The organism is Enterococcus sp. H57 (assembly GCF_003112495.1).
In the GTDB taxonomy this organism is placed as follows: Bacteria; Bacillota; Bacilli; order Lactobacillales; family Enterococcaceae; genus Enterococcus_B; species Enterococcus_B faecium.
On sequence record NZ_BEHC01000014.1, the window covers coordinates 87,670 to 101,810 of the forward strand.

12 protein-coding genes are annotated in these 14,141 nt (G+C 36.1%); 4 read left to right on the forward strand and 8 right to left on the reverse strand.

The window, feature by feature from the left end; genetic code table 11:
- Positions 1-86 precede the first annotated feature (86 nt).
- A complete protein-coding gene (gene ade / locus DIZ30_RS04635) occupies positions 87-1,841 on the forward strand; it encodes an adenine deaminase (RefSeq protein ID WP_002297577.1) in 1,755 nt (584 codons plus the stop codon).
- Between the two features lie 91 nt (positions 1,842-1,932).
- Here ade and trmB read toward each other — a convergent pair whose 3' ends face one another.
- The 4 genes from trmB to DIZ30_RS04655 form a co-directional block, all read right to left on the reverse strand.
- Positions 1,933-2,601: a tRNA (guanosine(46)-N7)-methyltransferase TrmB gene (gene trmB, locus DIZ30_RS04640; protein ID WP_002324251.1), complete on the reverse strand. Its 669-nt coding sequence runs from the start codon at positions 2,599-2,601 to the stop codon at positions 1,933-1,935.
- A gap of 69 nt (positions 2,602-2,670) precedes the next feature.
- Positions 2,671-3,453, reverse strand: coding sequence for a phosphotransferase family protein (locus DIZ30_RS04645; protein ID WP_002286194.1), 783 nt, complete (start codon positions 3,451-3,453; stop codon positions 2,671-2,673).
- A 203-nt stretch (positions 3,454-3,656) separates the two neighbouring features.
- The gene (locus DIZ30_RS04650; RefSeq protein WP_002324252.1) at positions 3,657-4,868 is read right to left on the reverse strand and encodes an ABC transporter permease; all 1,212 of its coding nucleotides are present in this window, start codon (positions 4,866-4,868) and stop codon (positions 3,657-3,659) included.
- A complete protein-coding gene (locus tag DIZ30_RS04655) occupies positions 4,861-5,598 on the reverse strand; it encodes an ABC transporter ATP-binding protein (RefSeq protein ID WP_002297572.1) in 738 nt (245 codons plus the stop codon). The genes DIZ30_RS04650 and DIZ30_RS04655 overlap by 8 nt, the downstream gene beginning before the upstream one ends.
- A gap of 137 nt (positions 5,599-5,735) precedes the next feature.
- Between DIZ30_RS04655 and DIZ30_RS04660 the strand changes: the two genes are divergently transcribed.
- The 3 genes from DIZ30_RS04660 to DIZ30_RS04670 all read left to right on the forward strand — a co-directional run bounded on the left by DIZ30_RS04660 (position 5,736) and on the right by DIZ30_RS04670 (position 7,697).
- A complete protein-coding gene (locus DIZ30_RS04660; protein WP_002286201.1) occupies positions 5,736-6,170 on the forward strand; it encodes an HIT family protein in 435 nt (144 codons plus the stop codon).
- The gene (locus tag DIZ30_RS04665) at positions 6,163-6,507 is read left to right on the forward strand and encodes a YtxH domain-containing protein (RefSeq protein WP_002286203.1); all 345 of its coding nucleotides are present in this window, start codon (positions 6,163-6,165) and stop codon (positions 6,505-6,507) included. The genes DIZ30_RS04660 and DIZ30_RS04665 overlap by 8 nt, the downstream gene beginning before the upstream one ends.
- A 179-nt stretch (positions 6,508-6,686) precedes the next feature.
- Entirely contained in the window at positions 6,687-7,697 is a 1,011-nt protein-coding gene (locus DIZ30_RS04670) for a peptidylprolyl isomerase (RefSeq protein WP_002286208.1), read from the forward strand.
- 68 nt (positions 7,698-7,765) lie between these two features.
- Here the strand turns inward: DIZ30_RS04670 and DIZ30_RS04675 are convergent, their stop codons facing one another.
- The 4 genes from DIZ30_RS04675 to DIZ30_RS04695 all read right to left on the reverse strand — a co-directional run bounded on the left by DIZ30_RS04675 (position 7,766) and on the right by DIZ30_RS04695 (position 13,757).
- Positions 7,766-8,710 (reverse strand): 3'-5' exoribonuclease YhaM family protein, encoded by a 945-nt coding sequence (locus tag DIZ30_RS04675; RefSeq protein WP_109023117.1) that lies wholly within the window; start codon positions 8,708-8,710, stop codon positions 7,766-7,768.
- A complete protein-coding gene (locus tag DIZ30_RS04680; RefSeq protein ID WP_109023118.1) occupies positions 8,694-11,414 on the reverse strand; it encodes an AAA family ATPase in 2,721 nt (906 codons plus the stop codon). Before DIZ30_RS04680 ends, DIZ30_RS04675 begins: the two co-directional genes overlap by 17 nt.
- Entirely contained in the window at positions 11,411-12,631 is a 1,221-nt protein-coding gene (locus DIZ30_RS04685; RefSeq protein WP_002301291.1) for a DNA repair exonuclease, read from the reverse strand. Before DIZ30_RS04685 ends, DIZ30_RS04680 begins: the two co-directional genes overlap by 4 nt.
- Before the next feature lie 280 nt (positions 12,632-12,911).
- A complete protein-coding gene (locus DIZ30_RS04695; RefSeq protein WP_002304764.1) occupies positions 12,912-13,757 on the reverse strand; it encodes a Cof-type HAD-IIB family hydrolase in 846 nt (281 codons plus the stop codon).
- Positions 13,758-14,141: the final 384 nt, after the last annotated feature.

Below are 14,141 nucleotides of genomic sequence, written 5' to 3' on the forward strand. Positions count from 1 at the left end.
TTCAAATAAAATGAATTTACAAAAAAATATTGGCAAAAGCCGAATTTATGTTATACTTATAAAAATTTATCTTGGGAGGCACTCCATTGGAAACAACATTAAGGAAATATATCGAAGTAGCAAGTAAAAAAAAGCCTGCTGACCTAGTGATCAAGCATGCTAAGATCGTCAACGTCTTTACGAAAGAAATCATGGAAAAAGATGTAGCAATCTGCGAAGGAATGATCGTAGGAATCGGTGAATACGAAGGAAAAAGCGTACATAATGCTAATGGGCAATATCTAGTGCCAGGATTCATCGATGGCCATGTGCATATCGAAAGCTCACTTTTATCACCAAGCGAATTTTCAAAAGTATCCTTGCTTCATGGAGTTACTACTGTAGTGACAGATCCCCATGAAATAGGAAACATTGCTGGGAGTACAGGTCTTGAGTTTATGATAGAAGATGCAAGACAAACACTCATGAATATCTTTTTTATGCTACCTTCTTGTGTACCTGTAACCCCTTTTGAGACCAATGGTGCAAATTTAAATGCAAAAAAATTAGCCCCTTTTTTACAAAAACCCGAAGTTTTAGGCTTAGCTGAAGTCATGAACTATCAAGCAGTAGCAAATAATGAAACAGACATCCTAGAAAAGATCCAATTGATGCACCAGCATAAGAAAAAAATTGACGGGCATGCAGCTGGTATCGGCATGGAAGAGTTAAATGTTTATCCTGCAGCAGGTATTCGGACGGATCATGAAGCTACAACTGCAAAAGAAGCTAAAGAACGTTTGGATCTTGGTATGTATTTAATGGTTCGAGAAGGGACCGTTGCAAAAGATCTGGCATCGCTACTACCGGCGATCACACCTGAAAATTCAAGAAGATGCTTCTTTGTCACCGATGATAAACTGATCAATGATTTAGTAAAAGAAGGATCAATCGATCATATCGTCCGTCAAGCTATTGCACTTGGAATCGATCCATTACAAGCCATTCAGATGGCAACATTGAATGCAGCAGAATGTTTTGATTTGAAAACACTAGGTGCGATTGCCCCTGGGTATCAAGCTGATTTCTTCTTAACAGACGATCTTACCAAGCTGCCAGTTCATGAAGTTTTCTATAAGGGAACATTAGTTGTTCAATCTGGGCAACTCCAAGACCATTTATTTGCTGATCATTCAAATTCATATACGTGTTGTCTGCCAAAACTAAACGCTCAACCATTAAATCCACATTCGTTAGAGCTGCTTCTTTCTTCTTCACAAGTCCATGTGATCGAAATTATCCCGAATAGTCTAGTGACTAAAGATTTGGTAGAAAAAGTGGACCGACAAGGCGAACGATTCATTCCTTCAATCGAAAAAGACCAATTAAAGATTGCGGTGATCGAGCGTCACCATCAAACGGGAAACATTGGATTAGGCATAGTGAAAGGATTTCAGCTGAAACAAGGAGCGATAGCGACAACGATTGCCCATGACTCGCATAATCTAGTTGTCGTTGGGACAAACGACGAGGATATGCTGTATGCTGCTAATCTTTTGATTCAAAAAGGTGGCGGGATGACCGTTGTCAACAAACAGCAGGAAATAGCTTGTGTTTCTCTTCCTATAGGCGGAATCATGACACAGGAACCTTTTTCGATCGTCTATGAACAGTTGAATGAATTAATAACTAAAGCGCATCAACTAGGAGCAGCTAAAACCTTTGATCCTTTTTTGACACTTTCTTTCTTAACATTATCTGTCATACCCGAATTGAAGATCACCGACAAAGGATTATTTTCATTTTCTCGCTTCCAATTGATTCCACCTTGTGGAAAAACCGATGAAATAAATACATTTTAAATCAAATAAATCCCAGAAAATACATTACATCTGTAATGTTCATTTTCTGGGATTTATTTATGGATATTAATGTTTTTATGAAAGCAGAAAGTTAGTTTCGCAGACTTTTCTTTTTGGTCTTATCTTGAAATTGAGCTTCTACTCGATAAATACGTTGACCTTTTGAAGAAAATTTTTCTTCATACTCCGTCATAATATTGCCTTCAAATTGACTTTGATGTAAATCTAACCATACCTGTTTGAGGATCATGCCATATTGAGAAAAACTTGCCAGAGAATACTCAAACAATCCTTGATTATCTGTTTTGAAATGGATTTCTCCATTTGGACGAAGAATCTGTTCATCTACAGCAAGAAAAGTCTTATATGTCAATCGCCGTTTTTCATGACGTTTTTTTGGCCATGGATCGGAAAAATTCAGATAGATTTGATCTACTTCGCTGTCAGCGAAATACTCTGTCAACGCTGATCCATCCACATGTAGAAGTTTCAGGTTAGGAAGCGGTTGTTCGATCAACTTGTCTAGTGCAATCGAAACAACACTGACCTGCATTTCTACTCCAATATAATTGATTTCAGGATGGGCTTTTGCCATTCCAGTGATGAACTGGCCTTTCCCCATACCAATCTCAATGTGGATTGGATGATCGTTTTCAAACAATTCATTCCATTTTCCCTTCCACAATGTTGGATCACTAATTACAAAATTCGGGTGAGCCGCTAACATTTCCGCTGCTCCCGGACGATTTCGGACACGCATTATTTATCTCCATTCCTTTCCTCTAATTAAAAAGGTCTGGCCAAATCTCCACAGAGTTTGGGCCAAACCTCAGCCACTGAAAATTCGTTTTAATTGTAAAATTTCTTCGTTCATCCGTCGATGATCTTCACGTTTGCAATATCTGGTGATTTCTTGGAGCAAATTCATGGCCGCATACCAATGAAATTTTTCAAGCATTTCGTCAGTCGGGCGTATGCCATAACTGATCAGCCACTGATTCCAGCTAGACAGTGGCACATAATTTCCTAAAATCGTTGCAATATCCACCGCAGGGTCTGCAAACATGATTGAATCCCAATCGACTAGATATAAATAATTTTTACATACTAACCAATTACGATGGTTTACATCTCCGTGTACTACTGATAAGTTTTCCTTATCTATTGACGGGATCTGCTCACGAAGAAAACGATGGACAATTTGCAGAAATTGATTTTTCTGGAGTTCTTCCGGTAATTCTTTTTCATATTTTTGCAGCATCTTCTCCGGCGTCATGACACGACCACCGATACGGGTCAGCATGGTTTTAAGAGAATTTGAATGATGTAAATGGTACAAAACATCAATCACGTCGTTTCTTTGACCAATCTCATTAGGAGTCAGCAAGCGACCTTCCAGCCACTCTTGTGCTGTCAAAGTATCGCCATTCCCCGTTCGTTTTGTCCAAACAAGTTTTGGTGTAATTCCTTCCCTTGAAAGAGCAGCCAACATCGGAGTCGTGTTTCGTTTAATAAAGACTTTGTCCTCATCACGCATGCCTATGTATGTTTTTCCTGTGTCGCCTTTGATGGGACGTAACCGCCACTCTTGGTCTAACTGAAACTCCATCATGCATTCTCCCGTCCTCTTACTCTTTGTTTTGCAGTACTTATTATTCTAGTCGCCTGAACACTACACGTCAAGCACATATACGTTCTTTTTCATTTAATTGCCATTCAAAAAACCAGCTTTTCTCAAAAAAAATAGAACGAACAGCATTCTTACTGTCAACGCTCTATTTTTCATTCTCATTTTTACCCTACACAGCTTTGTTTTCAGTCTGACATCTTCTTCAAACGAGTTGGTACATATAGTTTAACAAAGAGCATAGTAACAATCAAATAAGCCGCTAGCGGAACCCATCGCTGCTGCCCATCTAATACGACTGCAGCAATCAAACCAAAAATAACCGACGCGATAATTAATACCCATGTGAGTAGATACTGAATCGCCTGCTTCTTCTGATTCTTATGGATTGGATAAAGCTGAACGAGAACCATATAGCGGAACTGGTTCGCTAAAGGTAACAGTTGGAAACCGATCAAATATAAAAATAAGAAACCGATAATCAGACTAAAATAAAAGTCGACTACTCCGGCAATCAATAACCCACCTATAATTACTAATCGGAAATAAAGACCACTAAAATCAGAACCTCTTGCCAATCTTCTTGCAAACAAGTAAAGATAAGTGTTTTTTGATTCTCTTTTAATATGAGTCAATATAGGATCCAAATAGCGTCTTCTTTTGATCTTTGCCGTAATTTCAGGAACATCTGTGAATAAATTGATAAATTGATAGATCTGATGCAACCTATGTTCTTCTACATGCACCATTTTCTCCCAATCCAATCCTTTTTCTTGTTGCTTCCACAAAAACCAGTAATATAGACTTGCCTGTACTAATGCACCTGCTATTCCTGCCCATATCATCCAATAAAATGATAGAAACAAAAAGATCAGAGAAGAAAAAAACCAGCCTAATTTCCAATAACGAATAACTTGTTGATCTAGTCGAAACAATTCTGCTCTCTTGATTTGCAGATGACTGAATTTCAAACTCCATAATATGATCAGATAGACGAAAAACATCGAAAAGGATTGCTCCGTACTAACCACCACTAATGGCATGGCCAATCCGCATGCCAATATCAAAAAGATCAACGGAAAAATGCAAGAATAGCGAAAAGCTCGTTCCAAATAGGTTTGCATTTCTTTTTCTTTAGGAAGTAAAAAAACAATATCTGCTGCCTCTGCAAAAGTAGCCATCTTACCCACGAATAAACAGAGCATCCAAAATACAGAGATTATGAGCCCTCCAATTGCAAACGGTGGCTGCAGGGTTTTCAACCAATTAGAATAATATAATCCCACACCGCCAATCAAGAAAAGACAAACTAAAACAAAATGATCGTTCAATACATAACGCATATATTTCATCATTTTCTTTTGATGTCTTGCTAAACGTTTTTGAAAAAAACTACTCATGTGCCTGCTCCTTTGTTAAAGCAATATAGATTTCGTCCAAAGAAGAATCCGGCAGCTGAAATTCTTTTCTCAACATCTCAAGAGAACCGTCTGCTCGTATCTCTCCGTTATGTAAGACCACAAAACGATCACAATATTTTTCTGCAGTAGCTAAAATATGCGTAGACATCAAAATACCGGCTCCTTCTTTTTTCATTTCTACCATCAATTCAAGCAATGCATTGATAGCTAGTGGATCCAAGCCTAAAAATGGTTCGTCGATGATATATAAAGAAGGCTCGATCAAAAAGGCGCATAAGATCATCACTTTCTGTTTCATTCCCTTTGAAAAATTAGCTGGGAACCAGTCAAGACGATTAGATAACCGAAAAGTCTCCAACAACTTTTCTGCTCTTTTCATTGCTGTATCCATAGGTATATCGTAGGCCATCGCAGTGACTTCGATATGTTCTCTCAATGTCAATTCTTCATATAAAGAAGGAGTCTCTGGAATATACCCAATTTGTTTGCGATATTCTTCCGTATTTTTCTTTAAGGATAGATGATTGATTTCTATCGTTCCTTTTGAAGCTTCCAGCAGACCGATAATGTGCTTGATGGTCGTACTTTTCCCTGCTCCGTTCAGTCCAATCAACCCTACTATCTCTCCAGGCTGTACATCGAAACTGATATCTTTTAACACAGGGAGATGTCCGTACCCCCCTGTGACATGATCGATAATTAAACTCATTCTTTTTCCTCCGCCATTTATTTTTATTTATTATACCACGAAGAAAATGACGGTATTTTGTTTTTTTCCTTACAATAGCTTTAACTTATGGTAAAGTTAAGCTGAAGTATTTATTCTTTATAGAAAGGATGTTTTATATGGAAAACTGTATTTTTTGCAAAATCATCAATCAAGAAATCCCAAGCTATAAAATATATGAAGACGACAAGGTCTATGCTTTTTTAGACATCTCTCAAGCAACGAAAGGACACACATTAGTTGTGCCTAAACGTCATGTAGCAGATATTTTTGAATATGATCCCGAACTTGCAGGAGAGGTTTTTTCGCGTGTGCCTAAGATTGCTCAAGCATTGGAAAAAGCTTTTCCAGAAATGAAAGGTCTTAATATCTTGAATAACAACCGTGAACTAGCCTATCAATCTGTTTTTCATTCACATATCCATTTAGTCCCTCGCTACAGCAAAGAGGATGATTTTTCTATTCACTTTGTCAATCATCAAGATAGTTATGGATCGGAAGAACTAAAAGCTATTCAAGAAACAATCGTAAAGCAGGTGTCCTGCGATGATTAAAAACTTTTTCAAAGGACTGTTATTTGGAGCTGCTGCTGGCACTGTCGGAGGTCTGTTATTGGCGCCCAGGAGCGGGAATGAAACAAGAAAGAAACTGATCGAAGAATTGGAAGAAGCAACAACTCTGACAAATGATTTAAATAACAGCCTGAATCATTTTAAAAGCGCATTGATCGAAACAAAAGAAACAGCTGAATCTGTGATTCCTGCTTTCCAAGAAGCAATCAAAAAAGATATCGAAGATTTTAAATTCCAAGCCGAACCACGTATCACACAAATCAATGAACAAGTAGAAAAACTAAAAGCTGATCTGCCAGAGTATCCTGAACAAATATAATAATGATTATTTTCTCAACAGATTTAACTATATAAGTGAGAAAAGTTTGCGTATTTCCTAGGAATGTGATGAAATTTTGAATTTTGTTTGAAACTACCACGACAACGTTTTTAAAGGAAATGGGATATGGTATAGTTAATATATAAAAATAATAACTAATTACAGGAGTGCAAATTTTAATGAAAAAAAAATCAATTATTTTGGCAGCTACTAGTGCGTTGGCTGTTTTAACTCTAGCAGCTTGTTCAGGCGATACTAATAAAGATATCGCAACGATGAAAGGCGGAACGATCACTGTATCTGATTTCTATGATGAAGCAAAACTTGAATCATCGAACCAATCCTTAGTACAACGGATGATCATTTATAAAGTATTCAATAACAAATATGGCGATAAAGTAACCGATAAGCAAGTGGATGCAGAATACGACAAACAAGCGAAATCATTAGGTGATACTTTTGAATCACAATTAGAAGCTGCTGGATATACGAAAGATACTTATAAAGAATATATTCGTAACAATTTAGCTTTTGAAGCTGGCTTGAAAGCTCACGTAGATATTACAGATGACGATTTGAAAACTGCTTGGAAATCTTTCCATCCAGAAGTAGAAGCACAAATCATCAAATTATCAAGTGAAGATGAAGCAAAAGATGTGAAAAAATCAGCGGATGATGGAGATGATTTCTCTAAATTAGCCAAAGACAAATCAACTGATACAGAGACAAAAGAAGATGGCGGTAAAGTTAAATTCGACTCAACGACAACAACTATTCCTGCAGAAGTAAAAGAAGCAGCTTTCAAATTGAAAGACGGTGAGATCTCCGATGTTATTACTACAACAAATCCTACTTCTTATGCGACAGAATACTACGTTGTCAAAATGGTGAAAAACCAAAATAAAGGCAATGACATGGATAAATACAAAGATCAACTAAAAGATATCGCTACTGAAACTAAACTAAGTGACAATGCATTCACAACTAAAGTAATCGGTGAAGAATTAAAAGATGCAAATGTAAAAATCAAAGATGATGCCTTTGAAAATGTGTTGAGTGCATTCACAACAACTTCATCAAGTACGAAAGACTCAAGTGAAACTACAGCTTCAACAAAGAGTTCTGACACAAAATCAACTGATTCAACAAAAGAATCTTCAACTGAAGAAACAACTGATTCATCAAAATAAAAGAAAACAAAAAAAGCGAAGACTTATGTCTCGCTTTTTTTGTTTTGAATGAAAAAAATAAATTTTTGCTATAAATCTTTTGGTATATAGAAACTTCGGTTGTCCATACCGAAAATCCGATCGGTGTATTTTCCTGGTTCTGTTTGACGAATCGAAGTCAACATCATCTGCATCGAAGCATCGATATTGTCGATTTGATGTAATATTTCTGCTTCCATTATTCTTGGACGTACAGGTGAGCCATATTCTAATAAGCCATGGTGTGCTAAAACCATATGACGTAATACGAGAACATCTTCGTCAGCTTCGCTGATTTTCAACGCAAGACAGGCTTTAGTTATTTCTTCGTCAATCAATACCAGATGACCGATCAAATTTCCTGCAAGCGTATATTCTGTCGACATAGGACCGGAAAGTTCAATCACCTTTCCTAAATCATGCAAAATGATACCAGCATACAACAATGCTCGATTCAGCTCAGGATATTCATCGGCGATTGATTTCCCTAAGTGAAGCATTGTCAAAGTATGATAAGCTAATCCACTGGCAAATGCATGATGGTTTCTTTTTGCTGCCGGAAACTCAAAAAATTGTTTTTGATATTTATTAAGTAGATAGCGAACAATACGATTCCAATGCGCATTGGTGATCTCAAACAACAATTGATTGATTTCTTCTTCCATTTCTTCTTTCTTCAAAGGGGCTCTTTCCATGTATAAACTAGGCTCTCCTGGCTCATCTACCCTTGTTAAGCGCATATGAAGAATCTTTACTTGAGGGTTTCCTTGATAAACCTCTCTTTTACCGTTTAGAAAAACGACTGTGCCGGCTGTAAATTTATTGATTTCCTCCTCCGAAGCATCCCAGTATTTACCATCGATAGTACCTGAAGTATCTTGGAAAGTAAAAGCAATAAATTTTTTTCCGTTTTTAGCGATTCTTACATCTGCACTTTTGATCAGGACAAATTGTTCAAACTGCTCATCGATTACTAAATCACGAATTTTTTTCATTATTTGCTCCTTCTAATTGTTTTACGATTTGGTTCATCTCATGGTAATAGCTTACCATTTCTTTATCAGAAGAAAAACAAATTATTTGATACTTTTCTCCAAATTTAGCTAAAAGTTCAGCTAATTGATACTTTCGCTGATGATCATAATGAAGCCAGCCATCATCAATGATGATCGGGCATATCGAACGGTTAGCTTCTAATGAGAGGTAAGCAAATCTCATCGCCATAATCAGCTGATCTTTCGTACCTGTAGATAACTCATAGATGGGAAATTCTGTATATCCGTCTGTTAAAGTCAGTGTATCATTTTTCAGTAATATCTTCTGATAATTTCCTTTTGTTAAAATACCTAAATAATCACCTGCTGCTCTTAACAACTGGGGTAATTGTCTTTCACTCATCACTGTTGAAAGATCACCTAAGAATGTCCCGGCGATTTCAAGTGCTCCCCATTCCTCCAGTAATTCCTGTAATTTTGCTTTTTGCCGGCTAGCTTGTTGATAAAGTTCGTCCAATGTGCCGTCTCTTTGCAACTCTTCTACTTGAAGTTGGAGTCGTTGCCGATTTTCACTTGCTTCTTTTTCTTCTTGCTGGAGTTGGCATTGCTTTTCTTTCAGTTGGCGCAGTCTTACAGATAATTTCTCTTTTGTCAGCTCTTCAGGAAATAGTGGAGTAAGCATTTCCGATAATTCATTGTATCTTTTCATCTGCTGTTCGGCTTGTTTGGCTTTTTGTAAAAAGACAGGTACTTCCGAAGGATAAGATAAGCCTGCTTGAGTCAATTGTTCGCTGTATTCTTGTATCCATACTTTTTGTTTCTTTTTCAATTGATTGATTTCTTGCTTCAATAAAGTATTTTGCTGATAGCTTCTGGCAAATTTCATCTGTTCCATCTCTTGTATAAAACGGGAAAGCAATACCATTTTTTCTGAAATTGTCTTATCTTGTATCGGTAACCATTCTTTAACAAACTCAAATTTTTGGTCGATTTGTCGTAGTTTTTCTTGTATTTCCTGTTCTCTTTTATGTTTCCGCTCAAATACGCCATATAATTTCTGATAATCTATGACTTCCTGTCCATATTCTTTCATGAGTTTGAGCGTATCCATCTTTCCTAAGTGCCGATGATCCGCAAAACGATATACTTCTTGCTGAAGAATCTGTTTTTCTTCTCCAGTTCTCTTTTGTTTTTCTTCTGCTTCAGCTAATTGAGCTAAGGCTAGATCAAGTTGTCCTAGTTTTTCTTGCCACATTCCTTTTATCTCAGAGAAATCATTTTTAGTTTTAATTTTTGGTTGCCTTTTGTAGAAGAAATAGCCAATCATGCCTGCACCAATTAGTAAAAGGATCACTTTCAAGGGCATTGGTACAAATATACCTGCAATGATTATTGCTCCGCCAGCCATCAGCATATACGGTTTAGATGAAGAGACTGGTGCTATCTCTGACTGATTTTGTAATAATGCTGGATAGGTCTCTTCCAAGTCATTCACTTCTGCTTCAATCATCTCTTGCTGTTCTTTAGCTATTTGGAGACGCACAGAAATCTGGCTTTCTAGATCAGCAATCCTTCTTTCTTCAGCCAGAAGATGCTTCCATTCTTCTTCATATAAAAATTCTTCCGGTAACGGATTTTTCTGCCAATGCCACCTTTGTTCCAAAATCTTCAATTCTGAATTTGTTTCTCTAGTCTCAATTTGTAATCTTTGCCATTCTTCGTTTAATTGTTCCGCTGTAAATTGAAGTTGCTGGAGATCTTTTAGTTCCTGCTCCTGCTCTAAATAAAAATAATATCTGGCTGACTGCTGATCCATCCCGCTATGCTTTTCCAGTGTTGCTTCTAATTCTTCCAAACGCTCATTTGTTTGCTGATACCGTTTGGAGAAAGACTCCAGATCTAAAAGAAGTTGCTCATCAGGAAGACCTGTAGTGCTGTTTTTTTTGAGAGATTGCCATTCTTCATATAAAGAAAAATTAAGTTCTTGCTGTCTGGCTAATGAAAATTGTTTGTTCGCCTCTTTTAATTGTGCCAATAACTGCTGCTGTTGCGACTCGTATTCCTGTTCTTGTTGGATCAACTTGCCAAAATAAGCTTCCTGTTCTTGTTTTTGATGAATTTTTTCTTGCAGCTCTTTCCATTCATTTAATTTTTGATTGATTAGTAGTTTTTGGCCTTTTTTCTTGAATAATTGTTGTGCTTTCTGATAATATTCTTGCCGCTTTTGGAATACTTGAGAACTGCCCGTGATGCCTAAAGAAATCAGCGCATCATGTAGCTCTTTTTCTCTCAAATGATCTAGTTCCATCAACTGCTCTTGCTGGAAAGTAAATACCTGCTGGAATAACTCTTTCGTCAAAGGTGCGATCAGTTTTTCTAGTAACTCATCACTTCCCACTTGATCCCCCAGCCACACCTTCGATTTTCCGCGATTTTGCTGCTTGTAGCGCTCGACAGCAAATTCACCATATACAGGATGTTTAAGCCATATTTTGCCGCCATAGGCTGAGCCGTCTTTTGGTGTATAATCCTTTTTTTTACGGCCTTTTGAAGGGAAACCAAATAATATTGCTTGAATAAATTGATAAATCGTTGATTTTCCTGCTTCGTTTCCCCCATAGATCAGCTGATTGCCTGAATAAAAGTCAAAACTTTTTTGACGCCATTTTCCAAAAGCAGCAATCTCGATCCTTAAAATCTTCATTCCTGATCCTCCTCAAATAAAAAATCTTGATTAAGCAGCTGCTTGGCTTTTTCAAGTGTTTCTTCTTGATATTCCGGCAGTTCGCTCAATATTCTAGCCGCTTCTTGATGACTATATACTTCATTTAAAATTTGTTGGAAATCTTGAGGTGTCTGATAGTATTGAAATAACTGTTCCATCAATTTAGCAGAAGCAGCAAGTGGGATCTTCGTATAAAAAGTATTCTCTATGAGAGAAATACGCCAAATAAAGAAATCATTTATCCTATCTGAGAATTCCTCTAACAAATAGTCTAATAGCTCTCCTGATTGTATCCGTTCCAAAACATCTGTATTGAGATGGTCATAATCTTTTAATTTTATCTCAATTAAACTAAATCCATCCTCTACTTTTGAAAGCTGCTGACGAATGTGAACAATGACCTCTTTTGTCGTTCTTGCTTTCCTCAATGATATTTCCTTTGTCTTCCAATAGACCTCTGCTACTTTAATCGGATGTATTTGGCAACTTCCTTTACTTAATTCAACTAGTAGAATAGATGTAGAAGCTTGTTCCTTTTTAGTATGACCTTGAGGCGCACCTGGATAAACAATTGTTTGCTTTTCATTTAAGACCGTTGGCACATGGATATGCCCTAAAGCCCAATAATCGTATCCCTTTTCTTGCATCTTTGAGGGTTGGAAAGGAGCATAGTTTCCTTTTTGAGAGACGCCAGGTTCCCCGTGGTACAACCCAATATGGTAATCTGTGAGTTCTCTAGAAGGAAATTCCATCACTTTGTCTTTTTGAATCCACGGTTGACGATAACTAAATCCACTGAGAGAGACAGTTTCTCCACTTTTTATCGTTATTTTTTTTGTCTCTACCGTTTCGGATGTAAATAAATGGACATTTTTAGGAAAGGAGAACCAATACCGCTCTTTTTGATAGAAATCATGATTTCCGAATATTATAAATACAGGTATATGGTTCTTTTCTAACCGTTTCATCTGTTCTGAAAAATGTTTCTGTATTTTTAATGAAGGACGATTTTGATGAAAATTATCTCCTGCAAGTAAAACAAAATCAACGTTATTTATTATTGCCTGTTCAATGATATTTGATAAAACGGTCAGATTCGTCTTCAATAGTTTTTCCTGTACAGTTTTATCAAGAGTTGTCAGTCCTTCAAATGACCGATCCATATGTAAATCTGCCGCATGGATAAATTTCACCATTAAAAATTTCCTCCTTTTTTTCTTTTATCATACCATTTTCAATGTTTTTTTTCATCAATAACCGAAAATTTGTTCGTATTATGCAAAGAAATTACGATAAATGGCCGACTTCAAAAAATAAGTTTATTCGAAAAAAAGATTGTGACATGATTTTTGTCACAATCCTAAATATCTATGTTATATTCGCTTCGTTTGACACTGAAGAAGTACTATTTGTACTGGAATTTATGCTCCATTTTTCCGTATTTAGAATTCTATGTTCTATACTACCTTAATTAGTTTATATGGTAAGAATTCTTTCAAATGCTTGAGATACTCCGTCTTTATCATTTGAAACAGTGACATAATCAGCTTTTTTCATGATTTCTTGATGACTATTTCCCATTGCAAAACTAATATCTGCACTTTCAAACATAGATAAGTCATTTAAACTATCTCCGATCGCGATTCTCAAAGGTTTCTTTAAATTGTAGATTGATTCCAAACGATCAAACACCACACCTTTAGATACATTTTGAGGTACGATTTCAATATTTACAGGTGCCGATTCAGTAACAGACACATTTAGCATCTTTTTCAAATGGTTAAATATATTAGCTTTCAATTGACGATTAGGAATAAAAATAAAAAATTTGTAAATGCTGATAGCATCCTTTTCTATAATTTCCTCAATATTATTATAAGGGATTGAACAAATAGATTTTTCATACTCAAGCTCATAGTTTAGCTCTTTGATAGAAAATTCACTCCCTACCTCGTGAAAAATTTTTTTCATTTTATTTTTATAATTCTGAGATTCATAACTTCCGAGATTTGTATATATTTTGGTTGGAAATTTCGATAGGACAGAATCAATTTTTTTTACATCATTTTTATCGAAGGAAGACTCAAATATCTTTTTTTCTCCATCAAATCCAACAGAACCATTTAACCCTACTGCTGGTATCCTTAAACCAGATTTTTTGAGAATATTATTAATGTCTTCTACTTCTCTTCCAGAACAAATGAATGGAAAACAGTCTTCCGGTAAATGTTTCATTGTTCTTGCATTTTTTTGACTAATGCTCTGGTCAGAATTCAAAAGAGTACCGTCTAAATCTATACCAATTAGTTTCATTTCATCCATGTCTCCTATACGTTGATTATAAATTCACTGCTTATTGTAAGTCTAAATTTCTCACAAAACATATACTAATTATACCTAATTTAAGTAAGTACAAACATCATTTTAAGAATAGGAAAGGACATTTATATACTATTCTCTGTATTTTTGATTTATAAATAAATATGAATTGAATCCAAATCAGCTATATTACTATTTTATAATAACCAACTATAAAAAACGAAGTTAGGTGAAAAACTAACTTCGATATTCATAAAAGACTCTATTAGTTCAACTTAGCAAAAGATTTAAACAAAAAAAGATGAACTATTTCTAGTTCATCTTTTTGCCTTTGCGTGGCGACGTCCTACTCTCACAAGGGGCAACCCCTCACTACAATCGGCGCTA